Raw genomic sequence first — 24,268 nt, 5'->3', positions numbered from 1 at the left:
CATTTCTGCATGTTTTATAATGTTTTGGGATGAGCCTGACGGAACCACTCGTCGACTATCTCTTTACTACATTATAAAGGGGTTGACATATATAGTCAATTCGAACTAGAGATGTAAATTGACAGTCTCTAGAATATATCTTAATAGAAATTATTGTGTTGTGTGTTATGATTGGTGAACGTTTATGCTTAGAGTTATATGTTTGTTTTTATTGTTAGTTGTTTTAAGTCCTTTTTCTGTTTTTGCAGATGATATGGAACCAGATAACAATGAGCTTTTTTCATTTTTGAGTAAAATAGAAGAACAGAAATTCATTCCAGTTGAGGTAATGAAAAAGATGGGTGTTAGTGGACCGTATAGTGTTCCATTGACTATTACTACAGATGCTCAAGGAAATGTTATTTCTGTTGAATTAACGCCTAATCAGGACCTATCTGACGACACGGCTTATTTGGAATTAGTTCAGGTTGCTAAAAATATAGTATGGAATGTAGGCAATATTGGTGTCGAGAAAGCGACAACTGTATTAGTATCTTTTGAATTCAGTTTACAATAGTGTTGTGAATAATTAAATGAATCATCGAAGTCTCATCTATAAGGCTTTCATAGTCATAGGTATAATATGGTATAATACTTTCATTATGTAGTGAAAAAGGAGAGCTAAATGGCAAATTTACCTAACTGCCCTAAGTGCGGCGACGAATACACATACGAAGACGGTCATATGTTTATCTGCCCTATGTGTGGCAATGAATGGACAGCGGCTGACGCACAAGCTGCAGCTGAAGCAGGTATCATTCGTGATGCTAATGGCAACGAGCTATCTGATGGCGATACAGTTGTTGTTGTAAAAGACCTTAAAGTAAAAGGTGCGGGCATCTTGAAACAAGGTACGCGTGTTAAAAATATTCGCCTCATTACTGGTGCTAGTGATGGCCATGATATCGATTGCAAAATCGATGGTTTCGGTGCGATGGCATTGAAATCCGAAATGGTTAAGAAAATCTAACTATGAAAAATCCCTACTAATTATGCATTGGTAGGGATTTTTTCGTGGTATAATTAAAGTGTAATGTGTTATGTAGGTTGTATGATTGAGAGGAGTAACTATGATATCTCAGGAGGAATTAAAAAAATTTACATATAATCTCTTAGAAAAACGAGGGGTTACGATTCAAGCGATTGCTGACATTGTGATGAGTATCCAACAACCTTACATCCCTGATCTGACGATGGACGAATGTTTAGAAAGCGTGCAGGCAGTCCTTGAAAAACGGGAAACGCAGAATGCAATTATTACGGGCATAGAATTAGATATATTAGCGGAACAAAAGAAATTGTCTGAGCCACTGCAAAGCTTTATGACGCGTGACGAGGCCTTGTTTGGCATTGATGAAATCCTCGCCTTATCTGTTGTTAATCTCTACGGATCCATTGGTTTCACGAACTATGGTTATATTGATAAGGTAAAACCTGGCATCATTAGAAATCTTGATAGCCAAGTTGATGGTCATTGTAATACATTTCTTGATGATTTAGTTGGTGCCGTGGCGGCCGCTGCAGCAGGTCGCATTGCCCATAATACACCAAATCGGGTACATCATGTCATTGTGGAGGGATAAAAAATGAATGTATTAGTCGTAATTGATATGCAACATGATTTTGTGGATGGTGCTCTTGGTTCTCCGCAGGCGCAAGCCATAGTGGACAATGTGCGTCAAAAAATCGCATCCTTTGATGGGCCGATTATTTTTACGCGAGATACACACACTACCAATTATCTTGAAAGCCAAGAAGGTCAGCACTTACCTGTGCCACATTGTGTGAAAGATACGGCTGGTTGGCAAATTATGGATAGTTTAGTTGAAGCAGCAGAAGAACGCAATACCATCTATCCTCATATGATTATAGATAAACCGAATTTTGGTTCCTTTGAATTGGTAACGCGACTACAAGGTATGCATACCGCTGAACCTCTTGAAAGCATAACTTTAGTAGGTCTTTGTACTGATATTTGCGTCGTATCGAATGCAATATTGCTTAAAACAGGATTGCCAGAGGTTCCCATTCATGTGGACTCCAAGTGCTGTGCTGGGGTTACACCAGAGTCTCATGAAGCAGCATTGGCTACGATGAAAATGTGTCAGTGTGTTATTGATTAATAAAAAATTTCCTTTCCATTGCCATTAAAGGGTGTCGATTATATACTATCGATACCCTTTTTCTTGTGTACAAAGCAAAATGGTTTTATTCAATAGGTGGGAATATATTGACGATTCTCTATATAGATAGTACAATATATAAATAATGATAATTCATATCAATTAAAACCATACCATGAATATGTTGCTTGTTGATGAGCATGTATTTGGATGTAATTAATTGATTCTATAATACTGATGCAGGTGCATCGAATTGCTTTCAGAAAAACGATATATAGTTTTAACATCGTTCTACGCCCTAATTATAAGGAGGACTATTATGAAACCTTTCGAACTCGCACCATTACCATATGCTTACGATTATCTTGAACCTGTTATAGATGCAGAAACAATGAAATTGCATCATGACAAGCATCATTAAGCGTATGTTAATAATTTGAATGCTGCTATTGCGAAATATCCTGATCTTCCATATGGTTGTGTAGACTGCATCCTTGGCGACATCGCTAATGTGCCAGAGGACATCCGCCAAGCGGTTATCAACAATGGTGGGGGTCATAAGAACCACACTATGTTCTGGGAAATCATGACAAAACCAGATACTTCCAAATTGCAAGGCCCTTTGAAAGAGGCTATCGATGCTGACCTTGGAGGCTATGATGCTTTTGTTGAAAGCTTTTCTAATGCTGCAGCAACACGTTTTGGATCTGGTTGGGCATGGCTTGTTGTCAACAAGGACGGAAAATTAGAAGTAACATCTACTGCGAACCAAGACAATCCTTTGTTAGAAGGTAAAACAGCCATTCTTTGCTTGGATGTGTGGGAACATGCATACTACTTGCACTACCAAAACCGTCGCCCGGATTATATCAAGGAATTCTTCCGCGTTATTAACTGGGATAAAGTATCTGAAAACTACGAAAAAGCATTGCAACCTCAGCATCAATAAGATAGCTTTAAATCCTCTCAAAACTAGATATATTTTAATAGATAACGGATAGTTGATATATTCTCCTCCATACTTGACTGGGGATATATTATCTATCCGTTATTTTTATATAAAAATTTTGATATTTTTAGAAAGAACTTTCAAAAGTATAGCCATGGATACAGATTTTCTAATCGATATCGTTTATCATAGGGTCATAGGTTATGTTAGATAAACCTTTCACAGTATATATTGCCTTGTATACACAGTGGTACGTATAGAGGGCTACTCACATAAGTAATAAACAATATTTTTGACGCGAGGGGATCAAAATGGAAAAGAAATTAGATTTGTCCAAATCCGTATATGATTTGGTAAAAGAATATCCTGAAGTAATAGATATTATGAAGGGTTTAGGGTTCAGTGAAATCACTAATAAAGTGATGTTGAACTCTGTTGGTAAAATCATGACCATCCCGAAAGGGGCTAAAATGAAGGGCGTATCCATGATCGATATCGTGAGCGCATTCATGAAAGCTGGTTTTACCTTAGAAGGTGAAATGCCAAATCTACAAGGTGATGAAGCAGCATCTGCTAAGGATGCTCCTGTAGAGACTGCTGCTACTCAAGTAGAGTCATCTAATGCTAATGACAATGCAGAAGCTAATGCTACTAAAAAAGTAGAAGCTAATGCAGAGAATACTGTTACAGATAGCGAACGTGTAGAACAATTGAAAGGTTTCTTGAAACGGTTAGGTACTGGTGAAGAGCTTGGTGCTGTTCGTGAAGACTTTGCGAGCCAATTCAAACATGTTGAGGCCAGTGAAATCATGAAGGCTGAGCAAGGGCTTATGCGTGAAGGGACACCGCTTGAAGAGGTGCAACAATTATGTGATCTTCATTCTGCATTGTTCCATGGTTCTACCATCCATGAACAAATGGATGCGGAACATGCTAAGGTTGAGGCTGTGCTTGAGGCGCAAGAAAAGAGCCAAAGCGTAGTGACCCTCATTGAAACTGTAGGTCATCCGCTCAACCGATTGACAGAAGAAAACAAAGCTCTCGATACGTTAATTGAGTCTCTTAAGACTAAGGTGGCGAATCAGTCTATAATTTTAGAGGATGTGAATGCAGTACGCCAAGTATCTATTCACTATGCTAAAAAAGGCGACCTTCTATATCCGCACTTAAAAGTGGCCTATGATATTTCTGGGCCATCCATGGTTATGTGGACTGTGGACGGCGATATTCGCGATACATTTGGTCGACTAGCTAAGTCTGCTACCTTTACAGAATCTTGGTATGAAGACTTTGATGCGGTCCTAACTCGTGCACAAGAGATGATTTACAAGGAACAAAATATCCTATTCCCACTTTGTGCGGAAAACTTTACAGCTCAAGAATGGTACCAAATTTACAAAGATACCGCACAGTATGAAGAAATCTTTGGCGTAGAACGCGTTGTTTGGACAGAGGCAGAACTTGCTTTGGCTGATAGTCATGCACCAGCCAGTGCAACAGATAACACCATTGCTCTTATCGGTGGTAGCATGACCCTAGAGCAACTAGATACTATGCTCAATACAATGCCAATGGAGGTAACCTTCGTTGACCATGAAGATATTAACCGTTATTTCAACGATGGTGAAAAGGTATTCAAACGTCCTACTACAGCAATTGGCCGGGACGTGTATTCCTGTCATCCGCCAAAGGTAGAACCAATTGTACGCGGTATCATTGATTCTTTCCGCAAAGGGGACCGCGATAATGTGGCCGTATGGCTTGAAAAACAAGGCCGTCCATTCTATGTAAACTACATGGCTGTACGCGACCAAAATAATAACTATATTGGTACATTAGAACTCGTACAAGACATGCAATTTGCAAAGGATCATTTCGCTAGATCTAAATAAGAAAATTATATAATCTGACCATATACAAAAAAGCTGCTCTAGGACTGATACTATAGCAGCTTTTTATATGGGGAGCAGATTTTTTATAGATTGCATAGGGCTAAGGTTGTATATGTTCAATGATGCTATGTGTAGCTACCTTAATATTGGTTAAACTTGTTGCTAAGTTTAGACGCACAAAGGTGGCGTAGCTTTCACCACCAAACCATTCGCCAAAGCTAGGGGCAATGCGGCATTGGTTTTCAAATACATCGTGCATATCGTCAGCCATTACGTAGGCGCCAAAATCTATCCATACCAAATAGGTGCCATTCATAGGGCTAATGCGTAGCTTAGGTAGGGCAGATAGTAGCTCACGACATAGATACTCGTAGTTTTCACGAATGACTGTGAGTGCAGCGTTGAGCCAAGTCTCGGCTTCTGGATGGGTGTAGGCCGCCGTGATAGCCGTTTCTGCGATAACGTCCGAGTCTGTATGGTATACAAGTGCTTTATATGCATTGTATTGGCTCCGTAATTCATCATTAGGGACGATGACCTCCGCATGGTGTAGACTGGCCATATTGAACGATTTTGATACAGAGGACATGGTTATCATATTATCCGCATAGGCTCCGTTAGATACGGATAAGGCTGACCTAAATGGAATAGGGCCTGTGATAAGGTCTTGATGAATCTCGTCGCTGATGATGAGTACATCGTGGCGTTTACAGATGCTAAATAATTGGGCCATTTCTGCTTCGGTCCATACGTGACCTACTGGATTATGCGGATTACAGTGAATAAATAGCTTCACATCTCGTTGTATGATGGTGGATTCGAATGCGTCGTAATCAACCGTGTATCGATTGTCCGTGGTACGCCTCATAGCTATTGGAACAATATGGCGCTGTGCATCGCTAGTGCTCGTATCAAAGGCACCGTATACAGGACTTAGAACGGCAATGGCATCATTTGGTTTTGTGAAAGCCCCAATACTCCACATAATGCCTGTAATGACATTTGGAGCGCTGGTGAGCCAGTCCTTAGACAAATTACAATTATGGCGACATTTGTACCAATTGATGACCGCATCTAAGTAATTAGGATTTGTCATGGTATAGCCTAAAGGCGTTGTTTTCACATAGTTTGCAATCGCCTCTTGTAGGCATGGTGGCGTCATGAAATCCATGTCTGCCACCCACAGTGGTAATAAATCGGTGCGACTAAATTTTAAGTGCTCACCGTCCCATTTGCGGGAATGCGTACCGCGTCGGTTTATATAGTATGTTTTGGTAAAGTCTGTTGTGTTCATGGTAATACCTCATTTGTTGTATTGTATGTATGTATTATAGCAATAAACGTATATAAAATAAGCATATTGTAGCTCAGCTTCTTGACGGAGTTCGCTTTCACAATTTAAAATGTACTATAGAATAGTGTGTGTCTGACCAGTGACCACACTCATATCGAATGGTTACAAATGATAAATTCTTGGCCGTATATAGTGGGCGATGTTCATATGTGAGTTTACTTCATCGAACTATGCCGCTATATGGAAAGGCTAATATAAGTATAGTACTGGATCCTGTTAAGGAGGCATGTGCCATGAGTAATGAATTGAAACCCCTTCACTTTGATGCGGATTACACGATGGAGGAGGCGCTCGCTGAGGCGAAACGCTGTCTAAACTGTCCAAAACCGTTGTGCCGTATGGGCTGTCCTATTGAAAACGAAATTCCTCGTTTTATCCAAGCCATCGCGCACGGTAACTTTGGTTTAGCCAATGATATCTTGGCGGAACGTACAAACTTGCCAGCCATCTGTGGTCGCGTGTGCCCTCGTGAAAATCAATGCGAAGGTAACTGTATTATGAATAAGGCTAAGAAACCGCCTATCAACATCGGCAAATTGGAACGTTTTGCTGCCGATTTTGAAAGCATCAATGAATTGCGCAAACCTAAGAAAATTAAACAAGATCTTGGCAAAGTAGCCGTTGTTGGTTCTGGCCCTGCGGGCTTATCCGTTGCAGGTGATGTAGCGAAACTAGGTTATGATGTAACTGTATTTGAAGGTCAATCCGAACCAGGTGGCGTATTATTATTCGGTATCCCAGAATTCCGTTTGTCCAAATCCGTTGTACGCCGTGAAATTGCTCGCCTTAAGGGTTTAGGTGTTAAATTCGTATGTAATACATTTATCGGTCAAGACAAATCCCTAGATGATTTATTCGCCGAAGGATTTGATACTATCTTCATCGGTACTGGTACGCATATTCCTCAAGAAGTACGCATGGAAAATGATCAAATTACAGGCGTATTCCAAGCGATGTACCTCTTAACTAATGTACAACTTGTAGAGAATGGCGAACTTGAAAAAAAAGCGATTCCTGTGAAAAAAGGGGACCGCGTTGTTATCATCGGCGGCGGTAACGTAGCGATGGATGCGGCTCGTACATGTGTACGTTTAGGCTGTGAGTCTGTCACTGTAGCCTATCGTCGTAGCCAAGAACAAATGCCTGCATTATTATCCGAATACGAAGAAGCGCGTGCCGAAGGTGTTCAATTCCAATGGTTCGCATCTCCAGTGGGCGTAGAAGGTACAGATAAGGTAGAAGGATTTAAATACGAAGTGATGGCCCTTAATGAAGATGGTGCTGGTATCCATGGTACAGGTAAATACCAAGTTATGCCTGTAGATAAAATCATCATCGCTGCTGGTCATAAACCTAATGCACGCCTCGTTGGTGAAGGCAATAACCTCCGTGTTGACGAAAAAGGTTATATTCTTACATCCGAAGAACCATACGGCATGACAAGCCGTGAAGGCGTATTCGCCGGTGGTGACGTAGTACATAAACCAGCCACTGTAGTACTCGCTATGCGCGAAGCTAAAAAAGCTGTTGATGGCATGGTTAAATACATGGAAATTAAACGTGCTATGACCATTGCAGAAGCGAATAAATAAGAAAATAATGTACAAGAATATACTTGTATAAGTGTATGTTTATGCGACTATAACATAATATGAATAATAATCCCTTGTGATATGAATGTATTGCAAGGGATTTATTTTTATATGTCATCACTAATCAAGTTATTGTGGTCCCCTATAAAAATTTGCCGTATGTTGAGGTCAAAGATTTGCTATCATTGTGAGTGGAAGGTGAGATTTCTATGACGTTTGACATCGTATGTAGTGAAGCACAGTCAGAAAAGGCTATCCAACACTTAGGCGTTCTCATTCTATTATGGCGCCGGCATTTTCAGATGACTCAACAAGAATTAGCAAGACGAACTGGATTACTGCAGTCTTATATCAGTGGATTGGAGAAGGGGAATGTTGATCCTCGTATATCTACACTGTGTAGAGTAATCAGTGGCTTTGAAAATATGACACTTGATACCTTTTTCGCGGGACCTAATGTGGGGTTTATTGATTTTCACGCCATAGAACACAGACATATGGAATTTCATTGATGCATATCTTGGAGGACTAAACTAGACATTACTATTGATATACTACAAAGAAACGGGGCACATATTACTGAGTGCCCCGTTTCTTTATTAAAATCCTAAATCCTCATTGATGATAATAACCTCCATGGTTTGCATGTTGCGCATTTTCTTGTAATAAATCGTTAAGGCGTTACAAATCCTGTCAGGCGAACCACAGTCGTAGCATTTTTCTTCTAGCTTGGCACAAGGATTGAGGGAACTTTTTTTATTTTTTTTGCTGTTCAGAGGTGCCGCCACATTGCGTGCTCGGTAAATAGCCGAGGCTAAGTCAGGCGTAATTTTGTTACGTCCCAGTACGAAAAAGACCTCTTGCGATCCAAATAGAGAGGCTGCTACACGATTACCGGTGCCATCGATATTGACCATTTCACCTGTTTGAGCCAAGGCGTTAACAGATGTGAGGAATACTTCGCGGCCCATGGTGCGTAATGCGGTATCCCGGAAACTTTCACCAGGTAAAGGTCGCTGTATATCTGTTATGTCCTTGTTGACCTCGGATAAGGCATCATGAACCTTGAGCTCCATTAGAGTGCGGGAATCGCCAATGGCTACGCTCTTATCTTGAATACGAGATTGTAAATAATCGACAGCTTCAACGCCTGTTTCGAAATAGTTGACCACAAATTTATTGCGCTCTAAAGCCTTGATGGTTTTCTCTATATCGATAGGAGTATCGTTGAGTTGAGGATTGATAACTGCGTTGATTGTTGTTTCTGTATTGGCCATGAGTCCTCCTAATAATATATTAGTAGAAATCTTTCTGCTTCTATTGTAGCAAGAATGATCGAGTTAGATAGTTTTATTAATACTATTGTATCGTTTATATGGATGGCATTCAATATAATGAAATCCAAAATGATTGTTAAAAATTAGAAAAGTTGGAATGGATTCCAACTTTCAACAAAAAGGAATAGAATTAGGAATGATAGGCTAACAAATAAATTTTACTTTTATCAATAGGTTGAATTTGCTATAATAATAGTATTGATATGGCATAAAGCCAATGTTAAGGAGGCAAAAATCGTGGATTTAATTCAAAAATTAAAAGACCAAGTAAAACCATTAGGTAAAAAAATCGTGTTGCCAGAATACCAAGATGAACGCGTATTGAAAGCAACTGAAATTATTTTGAAAGAAGGTTTCTGCACACCTGTATTGGTAGGTAATCCTGCTGAAATCGCTGAAGCTGCTAAAGCTGCTGGCGTATCTGTTGAAGGTGCTGAAATTATCAATCCAGCTAACTACGATCGCTACCAAGAAATGGTTGATACATTCGTAGAATTGCGTGCTAAAAAAGGTATGACTCCTGAAAAAGCTGACGCAACTATGAAAGGTGACTGCTTATTCTTCGGTGCTATGCTTGTTCGCCTTGGCGTAGTAGACGGTATGGTTGCTGGTTCTGCAACTCCAACTGCATCCGTATTGCGCGCTGCATTACAAGTTGTAGGTACTAAACCAGGCCTTAAAACAGTATCTTCTACAATGGTTATGTTCACAGACAAAAAAGAATATGGCGATGATGGCATGCTCATCTTCTCCGACTGTGGCGTATTGCCTAACCCAACTAGCGAACAATTGGCTGATATCGCAGAATCCACTGTAGAAAAAGCTCGCAAAGTTGTTGGCATGGCTGACCCTCGTGTATCCATGTTGTCCTTCTCCACTAAAGGTTCCGCTTCCACTCCAGAAGTAGACAAAGTAGTAGAAGCTGTTAACATTTTGAAAGAACGCAATGTTGACTTCAAATTCGACGGCGAATTACAATTGGACGCTTCCATCGTTCCTTCCGTAGCAGAAAAGAAAGCTCCTGGCTCTCATGTGGCTGGTAAAGCTAACATTTTGATCTTCCCTGATCTTCAATCTGCTAACATTGGTTACAAATTAGTTCAACGTTTTGCTGGCGCTGACGCTATTGGTCCATTGATTCAAGGTTTGGCTAAACCTATCCATGACCTTTCCCGTGGCTGCTCCGCTCAAGACGTTGTAGACGTTGCGGCTATCGCTGCTGTTGAAAGCATCTAATTTCAACTTCATTTGATACGTTTCAATGACATATTAAAAAGCTGATTCTTCGGAATCAGCTTTTTGTTTAGGCAAATGGCTTCAAATAGTGTATTATTAAATTATCTAGAATAATACTAATCTTGATGTATTATTTATGACACATGGCATCAATATCTGCGAGTGATGTTGTACTTGAAAGCGTAAAAGGAGAGAACTATGATTTCTGTATTCGACACAAATCCTGTTACATTTGAAGATAAAGGTCGTACATTAACTATTAGTTACAATGGTGTGCTCTGTAAAGATGCAAATGGAAAGGTTATAACTGACATTGATTTTGAAGATGTAAATGAGCTATATCTTACAAGATATCTAAATTCAAATAGTAACTATACGATTATGTTTAGAGACCATAATTGGAAAAATATAAAAGGCCAAGATTTAGATACGGACCGTACAGAATCTAATGCTGGTCATAATATTCGTGAAACTAAAGCGATCATTGCTGCCTTTGCTCGCCATAAATTGACAGCGGAATTCCCTGCAAATTTAGATACCCTTCAATTGCCACTTGATTACTCCTACATGGGGAAACGAGAAATCACCATTAAAAATGGTGTTATCTCAAATGGTAAGATTGATATCCCTATTAATGAAATTCGCCGCGTAATATGTGCATCTAATGGTACAATTAGTAAATTGTTAGTCTATAAAGAAGAAAAACCTAGTTCCTTCTTCAAAAAGATTTTCGACAAATGTGATATGAAAATCACCTTGAATGCCATTACATTACCGTTATTAGAAGCCATCGTAACGCGCAATACAGGTCATGGCATCGACTTCAGTCGCGGTAATGGCTTTGACCAAAAGGATTCCAACTATATTATTATCCGCTATCTTGACTCTGGATTCTTCCTTGAGAAAGGCGGCACAGCACCTACAGAATGGCAGAAAACAGCTGCTGAAACAACCGCTAAATTTGGCTATGATGTGAAAACATTATTGGGATAACATCCGCTAACATAGAGGCATTTGTTAAGGAACTATGTAGTGTAAAAGACTGTATAACTAATATAGTAAATATGAAATAAGATATCAAAAGAACCACTAGTTTTTACTAGCGGTTCTTTTCGTGTATGGGGAATCAGTGTTGAATACTAATTGGAAAGTTTTCAAAAAGTTTTGTACCCTAAAAAAAGATACCATAAAAGGCTTGCAATACGATAAATTTGTGATATGATTTGAACTACATTAGAAAGAACTATTTCTAATCCTGAAATGGAAATAGTAGTATAGCTATACATAGTTGAGCTTAGCTATAGAGGTTTAGCTTTGTTATAACGAGCTACTTAAGCTATATAGAGAAGGAGAATTATAATGACAGAGCAACTCGTAAATGTTCATGATTTAGTGGGCCGCTGTCCTTTTGCAACGAGTCAAAAGTTATTAGCCGGCAAATGGTCTTTATTGATCATGCACGAATTAGCCGAAGGACCTGTGCGTTTCCGAGAATTAGAGCGCCGCTTACATCCAATTACACAAGCAACACTAACAAGAGCCTTGCGCCAATTAGAGGATGATGGCCTCGTACACCGTGAAGTATACGGTACTATTCCACCAAAGGTTGAATATAGCCTTACCGAAGTGGGGGCTGGATTTAAAACAGTTCTTGCATCCCTTGAAACTTGGGGTAACCAATATATTGACTATATGAAAGCCGCTGGCCGCATGTAAGAAATGTCAGCGGTATTTCTTATCCTTGTTCCAAAAATCAATTCGTATTCTTCATTATACCTAAATTTTCTAATGTACTAAGTGTAGGAAGGCCCTGTTTTCAAAAAACGACTTCTCTCCCAAAAATTAATTTGTATTCTTTATTATACCTAAATGTCTCTAATATACTGAGTTGAAGTAAAGATGGTCCTACCAAAACGACTTCGGGCTCCGCGAAGCGCAGTAGCGTGTCGGCTTTGGTAGGACCATCTTTACGCTGTCCTCAACCACGTATATAGAAAAATATGGTATAATAAATAATACGAATGATATAAATTCTCATTAAGCAAGAGGTATTGATAATTATGTTAGATGTAACTTTTCTTGCACACAGTGGCTTCCTCGTAGATGATGGTAAGCGTTGCTATGTGTTTGATTATTATAAAGATCCTAATAATATTGTTTGGCAACTGGCTAAGCGTGGTCGTGAGCTGTGGTTCTTTGTGAGTCATACTCACGGAGATCATTTTAATCCGTCTATTACAGAATTTGATGGCCCTCAAACGCGCTATATTTGCCATCAAGATGTGCCATTAGAAGGTAAGGTTCGCAAGTGTATTACCATGCGTCCTGGTCAAGATGCCACATTAGATGATGTAGGTATTCATATGTATGGCAGCACCGATGAAGGCGGTTCCTTCTATGTGAAAACGGATACAGCAAATATCGACTCTGACTCTATCTTCCATGCCGGTGATCTCAACTGGTGGCACTGGCTTGGCGATACGCCCGAGAACAATGCAGACGCAAAGCGAATGGCTTGGCGTGAGTTTAAGGAACTAGAGGGCTTGTCTGTAGATGTGGCCATGTTCCCTGTAGATAATCGTCTCGAAGATGCTATGGAATGGGGCAGTATTGAATTTTTACGCCGTGTAGAGGTGAAGAAAGCATTTATTCCAATGCATCTAAATGGTCCACTATGGACTCCATCTGTGTATTTTAACGCTCTCTTTGGTGATATTCCTGTATGGGAACCTCAAAGAGAAGGGGATGAATGCACCTTTTAAATATACTTTCACAATGTGTAGTATGTGAAAGTTCGTGGCCCACGTGGCACTACGTTATATGGGGAGAGTCTATATACGTAATTTAGCAAGTTAGGATCAAGTGATGATGAAAACTAAACCAATGGCAACATTATTATTAGTTGTTATGGCGATTATATTCTTAATTTCATATCCCCAACGACACGATATGTTTTGGGCTTTTGTGATGCACATCTCAGGGGCTGCTATGATTGGTGGTCTTGCAGACTGGTATGCAGTGACGGCACTCTTTACTAAGCCCTTAGGTATTCCTTTCAAAACGGCTATTTTGCCACGTAGCAAGGAGCGACTTATTCAAATGGGACGTACCATGCTTAGCGAGGAATTACTTCGTGTGCCACAAATGTACTATGCCATCAAAAAAGAGCGCGTTATGGTCCGTATCATTGAATACGGTATGAGTGATGTTGGGCAAAAACAGATTAAAGATCTTTTATATGGTGTTGGTAATCAAGTATTATCCCATATGGATATTGAACCAATGCGTAAAGAGATTAACAAGGCTGTTTATAAAGGTATATCTAATTGGAAGGCAACGCCTCTTGTTATCTTATTTGGTCGTTGTATGTTAGAACGCCATACTGCTAGTGTGTTCTGGCTCTATTTTAATCGTACTTGTCAGCGTGTTATTGCATCTAATCAGGTATATCCGTACTTGTATCGCGTTATGCTAGACATTATGAAAACCTATACGAAGGACTCTTTCTTCCGTGAGCTGGCTATTGCCTTTGGTGGTGATGGGCTTTCACCAGAACGATTGGTGGAAACGGTACAGAGAAAAGCGGTTCAATTCCTGAAGGAAAATGAGTCCATCGATTCTGCGCTAGGTCGCTACGTATGGGGGCAAGCGATTCGATTCTTTAATAATCTGGAAACAAACAAGGAATGGCAAGCCTTTATTGAAGAGCATAAGGATCAATGGGTTAAAATGGTTCTTGAAGAATGGGAAGGAAAGCTCATCGATGGCGACACGCTTGATTGGGCACGTCTCATGGATATTTTGATTGACCGTTTTAATGTTCTTGGCAATGAAATTCTTCTAAATCCTGATAAGCAGGCGCCATTTGAACGATTCTTCTTGTTGCGCAGCATTCCGTGGTTACAAAAATTGAATCCTCTTATCGACAGTGTGGTGGGACAAGAATTGTCTCGTTATTCGCCGGATGAGATTACCCAAATTGTACGTGGGAAAATGTATTATGATTTACAAATGGTCCGTATTAATGGATCCCTTGTAGGGGCCGTTTTGGGCGGTCTATTCTATGGCCTTACGACCCTTGTTAAGGGGGTGATCGGATGATTCGCTACTTTAAATCACTTACCTTGAAACAACGAGCTAATGGTATTTTAGGCCTGATGGCGGTGCTCTATTGCTTCGTCTTTATCGGTCAGTTTTTCTTTGATAGTGAAAGCTGGTACCAACCGTTATATTGGGCGGTGCAATCTGCACTCATCGGCAGTGTAGCGGACTGGTTCGCTGTGACTGCACTGTTTCGTAAGCCTCTAGGATTTCCCTATCATACGGCGCTGATTCCACGCAATAAAGACCGCCTTATTAATGGTGTTATTAAGCTTGTAGAAACGAAGATGCTTACTAAAGAGCGTTGCCAAGTGCTTTTGAATAAGGTGGAATTTGTACCTTTATTTGAAAAGTTCTTACTATCTCCAGAAGGGCAACGGGCAGCACGCCTCGTCATTCATCAAGGTTTGCATTTGTTGTGGAAATCTCAAAGTAATGAGGAATGGGCTCAATGGGGAGCGAAACGTATACGAGCATTACTTGAAAAACATTCGTTGGTACCTGTGTTAAAACATGTGTTGCTCGATTTATGTGAGCATAATCGCTACGAAGGTATGGTTGTACAGGTATTGAATGTAATTCAAGAACGGATTAATCATCCAGCTATGGTTACTTGGTTGACTGCTGTTGTAGCCGAAGAAGCGCACAAGAAAAAAAGAAAAGGCTTTTGGTCGGATTTTCTTATTTCTATGTCCGAAGCTACAGATGTTGTTAATTACCATGAAATGGCAGAGGCCATTGTTCAAGAGTCCTACGCTATGCTTGAAAATTGGAAGCGTCCTAATAGTCCGGAACGGACTGCGTGGCTTCGCCAATGGGTCGATCCTATTCGCCATATTGAGGAGAATCATGAAGTTTGTGGAGCTCTCGATGAGGCTTGGGAACGATGGATTCGAGAACAGGATTGGGAATCTATCATTGAAAACCATTTATGCCCTTATGTAGAGGAATTGCTACTCGTAGGGGATGAAAATGGTGAAACGCCAGCTCAAGTCCTCGTCAATATTGCCCTTGAACTCTGGGCTGTGTATGGACAATCAGAAGACCTTCGAAACCGTATTGAAGTCACATTACACGATATTGCACGATACGTATTAGAACAAGGCTATGACCTTATTGAAACTATCATACGCCAAGTGTTAGGTGGCCTTAGTACAGATAAATTTATTTACTTTATCGAGTCTAAGGTGGAGGATGATCTGAGTTGGATTCGTATTAATGGTGCTATCGTGGGCGCTGTAGCAGGTCTTGTTACCTGGATTTTCTTGGAATATGTGTATACGCCATTTATAGGGGCTTTCATTTAATACACATTAGCATTTCGTAGTGTTTCGAAGCCCATAACATATTACGTAAAAACACCCTTCTAAATAACAAGTTACTCTCGCGTATGAGGGATAACCTTATCTAGAAGGGTGTTATATTTTTGTTATGTTAAATTATTATTCCATATCTTCTGTATCGGATAGTGGTAGTGTGATGATAAATGTAGTAAATACACCTAACTCACTTTTAGCCGTGATTGTACCATGATGCAAATGCACAACCTTATCTACGAAATAAAGGCCGAGGCCAATACCGTGATTAGATTTTTTATTGCGTGACTGCTCTGTTTGGTACATCCGATTAAATATCTGAGACAGATTGTCTGCTTCGATACCAATGCCATTGTCGGTTACTTCGATGACCAAGTATAACTCGTTGCGTTTGGCGGTTATATCTATAGTGGATTTTGTAAATTTAATGGCGTTATCGATGAGATTTGTTATAGCGCGACGCAGTGATACTTCGTGTCCTGTAACAACTAAATCGTTATCGATAGAGGAGTTAATGACAATGTTTTTCTCTGCACATAAACGGGTGTAATCGTGGACTAGGTTATTTAACATAGTACTTACGTCTACAGGGGCCACATTCATTTCATAGTTATTTTCTAATCGCGCCACATCTAATAATTGCGACACAAGAGAGGACATGAATTTAGCTTGCTCTAAAATATGAACAAGACCTTCCTTCATTTCTTCCGGTGTTCGCGCGTATTTAATGGCATATTCGCTTTCAGCTTGAATGACTGCAATAGGAGTACGTAATTCGTGGGATACGTCCGAACTAAATTGCTTTTCCCGATTGGATGAATCCTCGAGACCTGATAACATACGGTTAAATGTGGTGGTTAATTCATAGACCTCATCTCTTGCGATATCCGGTAATTCAATACGACGACTAAGGTCGTTATTTTTACCGATAACCTTTGCCGTATGTGTTAATTTACGCAAAGGTTTGAGGCCTTTTTTGATGAATATATAACCGCCGATTGAAGATATGAGTAAAGCGACGATAATAAGCAATAATAAAGTGTAAATCGTGCTACCATTTTGATCGGTGATTTTTTGGCTCGTAATGGCACGCAAAAATCCCCGATAATTTGGTGCATTAATTGGTACATCGTAATAGTAGAAGGTCATGCCATTGGCTTGAATTTCGCCGACCTGTCCAAGGGATAAATTAGACTGATTTGGGAATCCATCTGGCAGATACCCTTTCGTAATCAAGCCGTCCTGCGTGTAAACAAGATAAAATGTTCCGTCTTCGTAGGGCTTGAACTTGCGGATATCCGTTGACATCATAAGCGTTTGTTGTTGTAGACGTTCTCGGATTTCCGTATTATGTGCTGTACCTATATAGTTGTAGTAAAAAATGGACATGAAAATTAAGAGGATACTCAATAATAATGTGTACCATAGCATAATTTTCAAAGTCAAAGGCATACGATTCCATAGGTGCTTAAAAGCACCTGACATAGAATTAAGGTCGTGACCTTGGTCCTTAGTTTTCAGTTTTGAGGACATATCCTACTCCACGAACGGTTTGAATTAATTTCACATTTTCATCCGTGTCAATCTTTTTACGTAGATCCTTAATATATACATCAATTAGATTAGAGTAGCTTTCATAATCGTATTCCCAAACATGATCAAGAATTTGTTGACGGGATAATACGATGTTTTCATTACTTGCTAAATAATACAATAAATCAAATTCTTTAGCTGTTAATGTAATAGCTTCGCCGTCGCGTTTTACTGTACGTTGAGGTACATTGATAGTTAAAGGACCAACCTTAATATCATTTTGTGCATGGCGAGCATTACGACGTGCCAACGCATAAATACGAGCTGTTAACTCTTCAAGGTCGAAAGGTTTTACTAGATAATCATCAGCACCAGTATTTAGGCCTGTCACCTTATCTTGCAAGGAATCTTTCGCAGTTAACAATAAAACCGGTGTTGTATTGCCTTCGTTACGAATTTGTGCCAGTGCACTGATACCATCTAATACAGGCATCATGATATCCATAACAATTACGTCATAGCTAGATGTATTTACATAATCGATAGCTTGTTGACCGTTGAAACATGTATCAACAGTCATATTTTCTGCACGTAAATATTTGGCCGTAATACCATTTAGCATTTCTTCGTCTTCTACAAGTAAAATCTTCATATGTTTGTTCTCCTTATGTATGATTAAATTATATAACTCTCTCTTAATACTATCTAATCACTAATCAGTTTCCGTTATGTGAAAGCTACAACACGTTAGTGATTAAAATAATATTAACATATATAAGTTATATTATATAACTATTTTATCTATTATCATACCTTATACAAGTGGAATGAGTGAAAAATGAATGTAATAAGTAGTATTTTATAGGTTTATTCAGCGTTGAGGTGAATTTATCCATATTTTATCTAGCTTTTGTAGTGTTCTACGATGGGAAGTATATCGAAGATTGCCGTTTGTGCATAGTTGAGGCAGATTTTACGAAATTTGAAAGGTGTAAAGAAAATCACAATAAAAACTTATGATAATAATTATCAAAAGAAAAAACTATACTAGAATCGAGATGTTTTGATATGTATAAGCGTTTTGAATCCTATGTGGTTTTAGTAGGAATTTAAAAATTTTGATGTTATAAAATGGACTTATTGGATTGATATACGTAGCAAAACATTGTGTTTAGTTGGTGTATTTGAGGTGCTTATATAGGAAAAAATTCGGAACCGAATTGATATAAATGATATACATAAAAGTAAATAGAATTACATTCCTAGATAATCAGATTGTTCACAATATTTCACTAAAAATATGAATTGATATAGAATATCAATTAGATTCATTGAAATTAATTATGCATAATAAGGTTTAGACATACGGTGAAATGCTCTCTATAATTATATGTAAAGCTATAAGAGAAATCGCACATGTGTGAGGTTTTCTCTTTAAGGAAAAATGATTAGGTTATCAAAAATTTTTATAAGGTTTTTGAATCTAGATAGTCTAAGAAATTTTCTTTTTATAGGTAGTTATGAGGAGGTCATTATGGAACAGTTTGATGTTCTAGTAGTAGGTAGCGGTGGCGCTGGTCAACGCGCGGCTCTTGAAGTAGGTCGTCGTAAAGGCTTAACTGTAGCACTTATTACTAAAATTTTCCCAACTCGCTCTGCAACAGCAATGGCGCAAGGCGGTGTAAATGCTTGTTTGAATAACGTAGCAGCTGAAGATACTGTAGAAACACATACTTTCGACACAGTAAAAGGTTCTGACTATCTTGGCGACCAAGATGCGATCGAATTCTTCTGCTCTCGTTGTCCAGAAGGCGTACTTGAAATGGACCACATGGGTGCTCCATTCTCCCGTACAGAACAAAACAAAATTGCGCAACGTAACTTCGGTGGTCAATCCTATCCACGTACTTGCTACTCTGCGGATAAAACTGGTCACGTTATTTTGCACACTACTTACGAACAATGCTTGAAAGAAGGCGTACACTTCTTGCAAGAATGGTACCTTTTAGATCTTGTTAAAGACGCAAACGGTCACGTTGGTGGCGCAGTTGTGTGGAACATGAAAGAAGGTAAAGTAGAACAAATTAAAGCGAAAGCTATTATCTTGTCCACTGGTGGTGCAGGTCGTATTTTCTGGACTCGTACTACTAACCCATTCCTTTCCACAGGCGATGGCATGGCAGCAGCATTCCGCGCTGGTAATGGTTTGAAAGATATGGAAATGATCCAATTCCATCCAACTGGTCTTGGTCGTACTGGTATCTTGATGTCCGAAGCGGTTCGTGGTGAAGGTGGTTACCTTCTTAACGCTGAAGGCGAACGTTTCATGAAAAAATATGCGCCTAACAAAATGGAATTGGCATCCCGTGACGTTGTAGCGAAAGCAATCGAAGATGAAATCGCTGCAGGTCGTGGTTTCGGTTCTGGTCTTAACGCATACGTAGTAGCTGACCTTCGTCACTTAGGTCCTGAAGTTATCATTGAAAAACTTCATGGTATCCGTGACTTGGCTATGTGTTTCGAACATTGTGATCCATTAGTACAACCAGTACCTATCCGTCCTACTTGTCACTATACAATGGGCGGTATCGACGTAGTGGACTACAAAACTTGTGCATGTGAATTGCCTGGTTTGTTCTCCTCCGGCGAAGCTTCTTGTATCTCCATCCATGGTGCTAACCGCTTAGGTGGTAACTCCTTGGCTGACGGCGTAGTATTCGGTAAAGTATCTGGTGCTGGTGCAGCTGACTATGCTGAAACACATGAACAACCAAACGTAGATGCAGAATTGGCTGCAGCTGCTAAAGCTTGGGAAGCTAAATTCACTGAAGTAACAACTCGTGAAGGCGGTCGCCCAGTTGTAGAAATCCGCGATGCATTGGCTGATGCAATGTGGAATAAAGTAGGTATCTTCCGTAACGAAGATGGCATTACTGAAGCATTAAAAGAAATCGATCAATTAATCGAAGATTACAAAACTTGTTATGTAGGTGACCCTGAACGTACTTACAACATGGCATTCGTTAACTATTGTGAAATCGGTTCCATGTTAACAGTAGCTAAAGCTATTGCTATGGGCGCTTTACACCGTCGTGAATCTCGTGGTGCTCATATCCGTGAAGACCATCCAAAACGTAATGATGAAAGATACTTAAAACACTCTTTGATCAAATTGGGTGCTAACGGCGAGTACGAATTGACTGAACGCGACGTAGTGTTCACTAAATACGAACCACAAGAAAGGAAGTACTAAGATGAGACAAATCACCTACCATATTCACCGTTACCAACAAGGTCGCGCGTTTGTACAGACTTTCAAATTTGATTATGAAGCTGACCGTACAATTCTTTGGGGCCTTCAAAAAATTAAAGATACTCAAGATCCAACTTTAACATTCTTGGCAGCTTGCCGTTCCGCAGTTTGCGGCGCTTGCTCCATTCGCGTAAATGGCGAAGCAATGCTTGGTTGCGAAGCTAAAATCGACGAATTAACAGAACGTTATGGTACTGATGAATTGACAATTGCACCAATTGGCAACTTCCGCGTTATCCGCGACTTAGTTGTTGACTGGGAAGCAAAAGTTGATCGTTTGAAAACAGTTGCTCCTTGGATTTTCCTTAAAGCAGAATTCAACGAAGGTGACAAAATCGTTCGCCAAACTCCAGCTGACTTCAAAAAATTCGTTGCTGGTACAGAATGTATCCTTTGTGGTTGCTGCGCATCTGAATGTAACAAATTGACTGCACGTCAAGATGACTTCTTAGAACCATATGTATTCACAAAAGCTAACCGTTTCGTATTGGATAGCCGTGATGATGCACCTATGGCTCACATTCATCCTGCATTCGACAATGGTCTTTGGAAATGCGTTCACTGCATGAACTGTATCTCCCGTTGTCCTAAACACTTAAAACCTGCTCAAGATATTTCCAACTTGCGTAAAGAAGCTACAAAAGCTGGTCTTACTAACAGCAAAGGCGTTCGCCATGCAGTTGCTTTCAAAGACGATCTCTACAAAACTGGTCGCTTGAAAGAAGTTTCTATGAGCTTGAAATCTGATGGTGTTGTTGATTCCGCTAAACAAGCATTCTATGCTTTACGTTTGTGGAAACACAGCAAAATCAATCCATTCGAACTTGTAGTACCTCAAAAACCTGTAAATGGTATTGATGGTGTTCGCAGACTTATGAAAGCAGCTGAGGAGGTAAGCAAATAATGAAATACGCATTTTTCCCAGGTTGCGTTCTTGAAAGCGCTGCCAAAGAAGACTACTTAGCAACAGTTGCTGTAGCTAAAAAATTAGGCATCGAGTTGGAAGAACTTGACGGTTGGACTTGCTGCGGCGCGTCTCATGTTCAAGACATCGCTCCAGAAATTACATTGGCTACTAATGCTCGTAACATTGCATTAGCAGAAGAAAAAGGTTTGAACCTTTTAACTGTATGTAACACTTGTACTTTGATGCTTCGTGAAGCAAAAAATGAACTTGATGCTAACGAAAAAGAAAAGAACGAAGTTAATAAAAAATTAGCTCAAATTGGTAAACAATACCGCGGCACAACTGATATCACTCATTTCTTATGGGTATTGATTCGCGATTACGGTTTGGACAAATTGAAAGCTAAAGTTGTTAAACCTTTAACTGGTTTACGTGTAGCTGAATACTATGGCTGCCATATTCTTCGTCCTCAAACTGAAATGGGTTTCGAAGACTATCAAATGCCTACATCCTTAGCAGAATTGATTTCCGCTATCGGTGCTACACCAATCGACTTCTCCCGTAAATTAGATTGCTGCGGTTTCCATGCTGTATACCCTGCACATGATTCCGTAATGCAAATGACTGGCTCCATCAACAAAGATGCAGCTACAGAAGGCGCAGATTGCGTAGTAACTCCTTGCCCACTTTGCCAAATGCAACTTGATATGTTCCAAAAAGAAGCTAAAGAAGTTGTTGGCGGTGGCAAAGATATGCCAATCTTACATATGTCTCAATTAGTGGGTCTTGCTCTTGGCATCTCCCCTGAAGAAATGGGCATGCCTAAACGTCACTTAACTGATACTGCAGCAGTGACAAAATTCGTAGGTTAATTCGTTTGATTTAGACATAGCCTAAGTTGGCTCAATGAAGATCTAAATCCAAACCTATTATCATAATTACCGTAAAGACCCCCTGGCCTTGGCTAGGGGGTCTTTATTTGATGATTCACAGCTTTTATTATATAATAGATAAATAAATATTGAAGACATAAGGGGGTCTCATGAAAGAAGCCTTATTAGATTATATTGATCATAAGTTGAATCAAGAAGATATGGGCCGTGTATTTCCAATTACTTTTCAGGGAAAAGAGTATTTTGTGAAACGTGATATTAGTAATTATCGGTCATCATGGGTAAAGCCATCACCTCGTGCGGCTTTTGATCACGAATTTTATATGATGAACTTTGTTCGTACTCAATTGCCTTTAGCACCTGAAATCATAGGTTTTAGAGAACATTATTTTGTTACGCCTAATTATGGGAAAAACTTAACGTATTATGGGCATTTGCCACAGGAGCATCCTGAAGACTCTTCTCTAGAGGATCTGGCTATCCATGTGTTTTACGCCTTTGGTAAAGCTCTTGGTATGCTCCATGATTATGGTATGGCTCATGGCCGTCCAGCGCTAAGAGATATCGTGTATAATCCGGATACAGATGACGTTATGCTATTAGATTGGGAGAATGCACGACGTTGGTATGAATTTACGCCTGCAGGATGGGATCTGTTGATTTTTATTCACAGTTTTATTCGTGAAGGCGATTTGCCACAGTCCTATCTCTATGCAGCTATGAATGGCTATAGCACTGCTAGATGTGCACAAGAAACCGTACTTCATGTGAAAGAAGTGTTACACAAGCGTGACTATCTATTTAAATTCTGTCGCCTGTTGGAACCGTTCCATTTTGTAGACACAGAAGCAGCCGTAAAATCATTTGATTTTATACAAGGACTAAAAACTGAATAACTGTGTATGACTAGTTGATTCTTGCAAAAACAGAATACTAAGGATGCCGCAAATGGCCCTCCCGTATGGTGAGGGTCATTTTATTATGGTAAAATAGATTGTATACATGGTGATATTGTTACCAGCATTAGTTAGCATTAAAAAATCATAAATCCGGTGTAGGGGAGTTATGACGAGGTATAACAAGTGGAATATATTATTTCGTTTATGGAAACGTATGGCTATGCAGCTATGTTTATTGCGATGGTTCTAGAAAATGCGAATATACCGATTCCTAGTGAAATTGTTCTTGGTTTTGCAGGGTATTTGATTGCTCAAGGCGTATTTGAATTGCATACAACTATGGTTGTAGGTACGCTAGCAGGGATTGTAGGATCCATCCTATCATATTGGATGGGCGAATATGGTGGACGTCCTTTGTTGTTGAAATACGGCAAATATATATTCTTTAATGAGCATAAATTTGAACTAGCTGAGAAAATGTTTAATAAATACGGTGGTGCCGCCGTGTTCTTTGGTCGTTTATTGCCAGGTGTTCGTACATTCATTTCCTTCCCAGCTGGTATGGCTCGTTATCCGATGTCACATTTTGTGGTTTGGACTGTATTAGGTACGGTTCCTTGGACGATTTTATTGGTGTATTTAGGTAAAGTTCTCGGTGAAAACTGGAAAGATCTTATTGAATATAATCATGAGTTCTTAATTATTATGGTTGCTGTATTTGCAATTATTGCGGCTGTAATTGGCTATAAATATTACAAAAATCGACGTAAATCATAAGGAGATT

Annotated in this window: 22 protein-coding genes and 1 pseudogene; 19 read left to right on the top strand and 4 right to left on the bottom strand. The window is 39.6% G+C overall.

The window, feature by feature from the left end; translation table 11 throughout:
• Positions 1 to 286: 286 nt before the first annotated feature.
• From VEI_RS08570 to VEI_RS08545, 6 genes and pseudogenes are all read left to right on the top strand, one after another.
• The gene (locus VEI_RS08570; protein WP_137661537.1) at positions 287 to 556 is read left to right on the top strand and encodes a type VI secretion system contractile sheath small subunit; all 270 of its coding nucleotides are present in this window, start codon (positions 287 to 289) and stop codon (positions 554 to 556) included.
• A 108-nt stretch (positions 557 to 664) separates the two neighbouring features.
• A complete protein-coding gene (locus VEI_RS08565) occupies positions 665 to 1,009 on the top strand; it encodes a zinc ribbon domain-containing protein YjdM (RefSeq protein ID WP_059364294.1) in 345 nt (114 codons plus the stop codon).
• Between the two features lie 100 nt (positions 1,010 to 1,109).
• Positions 1,110 to 1,622, top strand: a complete 513-nt coding sequence (locus VEI_RS08560) for a phosphatidylglycerophosphatase A family protein (protein ID WP_059364293.1) — start codon at positions 1,110 to 1,112, stop codon at positions 1,620 to 1,622.
• Between the two features lie 3 nt (positions 1,623 to 1,625).
• Positions 1,626 to 2,162 (top strand): cysteine hydrolase family protein, encoded by a 537-nt coding sequence (locus VEI_RS08555; protein ID WP_059364291.1) that lies wholly within the window; start codon positions 1,626 to 1,628, stop codon positions 2,160 to 2,162.
• 319 nt (positions 2,163 to 2,481) lie between these two features.
• Positions 2,482 to 3,111 (top strand): annotated as a pseudogene (locus tag VEI_RS08550) (superoxide dismutase).
• A 311-nt stretch (positions 3,112 to 3,422) separates the two neighbouring features.
• A complete protein-coding gene (locus VEI_RS08545) occupies positions 3,423 to 5,003 on the top strand; it encodes a DUF438 domain-containing protein (RefSeq protein ID WP_059364289.1) in 1,581 nt (526 codons plus the stop codon).
• Positions 5,004 to 5,103: 100 nt separating this feature from the next.
• Here VEI_RS08545 and VEI_RS08540 read toward each other — a convergent pair whose 3' ends face one another.
• Complete coding sequence (locus VEI_RS08540) at positions 5,104 to 6,297, bottom strand: MalY/PatB family protein (RefSeq protein ID WP_059364287.1); 1,194 nt, start codon at positions 6,295 to 6,297, stop codon at positions 5,104 to 5,106.
• Between the two features lie 293 nt (positions 6,298 to 6,590).
• Between VEI_RS08540 and VEI_RS08535 the strand changes: the two genes are divergently transcribed.
• The gene (locus VEI_RS08535) at positions 6,591 to 7,949 is read left to right on the top strand and encodes an NAD(P)-dependent oxidoreductase (protein ID WP_059364286.1); all 1,359 of its coding nucleotides are present in this window, start codon (positions 6,591 to 6,593) and stop codon (positions 7,947 to 7,949) included.
• A 209-nt stretch (positions 7,950 to 8,158) separates the two neighbouring features.
• Positions 8,159 to 8,461 carry a helix-turn-helix domain-containing protein gene (locus tag VEI_RS08530; protein ID WP_059364284.1) on the top strand — a complete coding sequence of 101 codons (303 nt, stop codon included), beginning with the start codon at positions 8,159 to 8,161 and terminating at the stop codon, positions 8,459 to 8,461.
• 87 nt (positions 8,462 to 8,548) lie between these two features.
• On the opposite strand, the gene VEI_RS08525 is transcribed toward VEI_RS08530, so the two are convergent.
• Positions 8,549 to 9,226, bottom strand: a complete 678-nt coding sequence (locus VEI_RS08525; RefSeq protein ID WP_059364282.1) for a lactate utilization protein — start codon at positions 9,224 to 9,226, stop codon at positions 8,549 to 8,551.
• Between the two features lie 297 nt (positions 9,227 to 9,523).
• On the opposite strand from VEI_RS08525, the gene pta reads away from it, so the two are divergent.
• The 6 genes from pta to VEI_RS08495 all read left to right on the top strand — a co-directional run bounded on the left by pta (position 9,524) and on the right by VEI_RS08495 (position 15,930).
• Complete coding sequence (pta, locus tag VEI_RS08520) at positions 9,524 to 10,522, top strand: phosphate acetyltransferase (protein ID WP_059364280.1); 999 nt, start codon at positions 9,524 to 9,526, stop codon at positions 10,520 to 10,522.
• A 198-nt stretch (positions 10,523 to 10,720) separates the two neighbouring features.
• On the top strand, positions 10,721 to 11,515 hold the full coding sequence (locus VEI_RS08515; RefSeq protein WP_059364278.1) for a hypothetical protein: 795 nt from the start codon (positions 10,721 to 10,723) through the stop codon (positions 11,513 to 11,515).
• 366 nt (positions 11,516 to 11,881) lie between these two features.
• A complete protein-coding gene (locus VEI_RS08510) occupies positions 11,882 to 12,238 on the top strand; it encodes a winged helix-turn-helix transcriptional regulator (protein ID WP_059364276.1) in 357 nt (118 codons plus the stop codon).
• 344 nt (positions 12,239 to 12,582) lie between these two features.
• Positions 12,583 to 13,284 (top strand): MBL fold metallo-hydrolase, encoded by a 702-nt coding sequence (locus VEI_RS08505; RefSeq protein ID WP_059364274.1) that lies wholly within the window; start codon positions 12,583 to 12,585, stop codon positions 13,282 to 13,284.
• 103 nt (positions 13,285 to 13,387) lie between these two features.
• Positions 13,388 to 14,623, top strand: coding sequence for a DUF445 family protein (locus tag VEI_RS08500; protein WP_059364272.1), 1,236 nt, complete (start codon positions 13,388 to 13,390; stop codon positions 14,621 to 14,623).
• Positions 14,620 to 15,930, top strand: coding sequence for a DUF445 domain-containing protein (locus tag VEI_RS08495; RefSeq protein WP_059364269.1), 1,311 nt, complete (start codon positions 14,620 to 14,622; stop codon positions 15,928 to 15,930). The genes VEI_RS08500 and VEI_RS08495 overlap by 4 nt, the downstream gene beginning before the upstream one ends.
• Before the next feature lie 135 nt (positions 15,931 to 16,065).
• Here the strand turns inward: VEI_RS08495 and VEI_RS08490 are convergent, their stop codons facing one another.
• Both VEI_RS08490 and VEI_RS08485 read right to left on the bottom strand, forming a co-directional pair.
• Entirely contained in the window at positions 16,066 to 17,472 is a 1,407-nt protein-coding gene (locus VEI_RS08490; protein WP_059364267.1) for a sensor histidine kinase, read from the bottom strand.
• Positions 17,450 to 18,124, bottom strand: a complete 675-nt coding sequence (locus VEI_RS08485; RefSeq protein ID WP_059364265.1) for a response regulator transcription factor — start codon at positions 18,122 to 18,124, stop codon at positions 17,450 to 17,452. Before VEI_RS08485 ends, VEI_RS08490 begins: the two co-directional genes overlap by 23 nt.
• Positions 18,125 to 19,006: 882 nt before the next feature.
• Between VEI_RS08485 and VEI_RS08480 the strand changes: the two genes are divergently transcribed.
• The 5 genes from VEI_RS08480 (at position 19,007) to VEI_RS08460 (ending at position 24,261) form a co-directional block, all read left to right on the top strand.
• Complete coding sequence (locus VEI_RS08480; RefSeq protein WP_059364263.1) at positions 19,007 to 20,725, top strand: FAD-binding protein; 1,719 nt, start codon at positions 19,007 to 19,009, stop codon at positions 20,723 to 20,725.
• A 1-nt stretch (position 20,726) separates the two neighbouring features.
• The gene (locus VEI_RS08475) at positions 20,727 to 21,689 is read left to right on the top strand and encodes a succinate dehydrogenase/fumarate reductase iron-sulfur subunit (protein ID WP_059364261.1); all 963 of its coding nucleotides are present in this window, start codon (positions 20,727 to 20,729) and stop codon (positions 21,687 to 21,689) included.
• On the top strand, positions 21,689 to 22,564 hold the full coding sequence (locus VEI_RS08470; protein ID WP_059364259.1) for a CoB--CoM heterodisulfide reductase iron-sulfur subunit B family protein: 876 nt from the start codon (positions 21,689 to 21,691) through the stop codon (positions 22,562 to 22,564). The genes VEI_RS08475 and VEI_RS08470 overlap by 1 nt, the downstream gene beginning before the upstream one ends.
• A 170-nt stretch (positions 22,565 to 22,734) precedes the next feature.
• Positions 22,735 to 23,481 carry a BUD32 family EKC/KEOPS complex subunit gene (locus VEI_RS08465; RefSeq protein WP_059364256.1) on the top strand — a complete coding sequence of 249 codons (747 nt, stop codon included), beginning with the start codon at positions 22,735 to 22,737 and terminating at the stop codon, positions 23,479 to 23,481.
• Positions 23,482 to 23,667: 186 nt separating this feature from the next.
• Entirely contained in the window at positions 23,668 to 24,261 is a 594-nt protein-coding gene (locus VEI_RS08460) for a DedA family protein (RefSeq protein WP_059364254.1), read from the top strand.
• The last annotated feature ends 7 nt before the right edge of the window (positions 24,262 to 24,268 follow it).

Source organism: Veillonella tobetsuensis, assembly GCF_001078375.1.
Classification (GTDB): domain Bacteria; phylum Bacillota; class Negativicutes; order Veillonellales; family Veillonellaceae; genus Veillonella; species Veillonella tobetsuensis.
The sequence above is the reverse complement of the archived record's forward strand: the minus strand, read 5'-3'. Positions and strand labels throughout refer to the sequence as shown.

Coding starts and splice junctions, on each gene's coding strand:
- VEI_RS08565 (WP_059364294.1), top strand. CDS start 665: ATGGCAAATTTACCTAACTGCCCTAAGTGCGGCGACGAATACACATAC.
- VEI_RS08560 (WP_059364293.1), top strand. CDS start 1,110: ATGATATCTCAGGAGGAATTAAAAAAATTTACATATAATCTCTTAGAA.
- VEI_RS08555 (WP_059364291.1), top strand. CDS start 1,626: ATGAATGTATTAGTCGTAATTGATATGCAACATGATTTTGTGGATGGT.
- VEI_RS08545 (WP_059364289.1), top strand. CDS start 3,423: ATGGAAAAGAAATTAGATTTGTCCAAATCCGTATATGATTTGGTAAAA.
- VEI_RS08540 (WP_059364287.1), bottom strand. CDS start 6,297: ATGAACACAACAGACTTTACCAAAACATACTATATAAACCGACGCGGT.
- VEI_RS08535 (WP_059364286.1), top strand. CDS start 6,591: ATGAGTAATGAATTGAAACCCCTTCACTTTGATGCGGATTACACGATG.
- VEI_RS08530 (WP_059364284.1), top strand. CDS start 8,159: ATGACGTTTGACATCGTATGTAGTGAAGCACAGTCAGAAAAGGCTATC.
- VEI_RS08525 (WP_059364282.1), bottom strand. CDS start 9,226: ATGGCCAATACAGAAACAACAATCAACGCAGTTATCAATCCTCAACTC.
- VEI_RS08515 (WP_059364278.1), top strand. CDS start 10,721: ATGATTTCTGTATTCGACACAAATCCTGTTACATTTGAAGATAAAGGT.
- VEI_RS08510 (WP_059364276.1), top strand. CDS start 11,882: ATGACAGAGCAACTCGTAAATGTTCATGATTTAGTGGGCCGCTGTCCT.
- VEI_RS08505 (WP_059364274.1), top strand. CDS start 12,583: ATGTTAGATGTAACTTTTCTTGCACACAGTGGCTTCCTCGTAGATGAT.
- VEI_RS08500 (WP_059364272.1), top strand. CDS start 13,388: ATGATGAAAACTAAACCAATGGCAACATTATTATTAGTTGTTATGGCG.
- VEI_RS08495 (WP_059364269.1), top strand. CDS start 14,620: ATGATTCGCTACTTTAAATCACTTACCTTGAAACAACGAGCTAATGGT.
- VEI_RS08490 (WP_059364267.1), bottom strand. CDS start 17,472: ATGTCCTCAAAACTGAAAACTAAGGACCAAGGTCACGACCTTAATTCT.
- VEI_RS08485 (WP_059364265.1), bottom strand. CDS start 18,124: ATGAAGATTTTACTTGTAGAAGACGAAGAAATGCTAAATGGTATTACG.
- VEI_RS08480 (WP_059364263.1), top strand. CDS start 19,007: ATGGAACAGTTTGATGTTCTAGTAGTAGGTAGCGGTGGCGCTGGTCAA.
- VEI_RS08475 (WP_059364261.1), top strand. CDS start 20,727: ATGAGACAAATCACCTACCATATTCACCGTTACCAACAAGGTCGCGCG.
- VEI_RS08470 (WP_059364259.1), top strand. CDS start 21,689: ATGAAATACGCATTTTTCCCAGGTTGCGTTCTTGAAAGCGCTGCCAAA.
- VEI_RS08465 (WP_059364256.1), top strand. CDS start 22,735: ATGAAAGAAGCCTTATTAGATTATATTGATCATAAGTTGAATCAAGAA.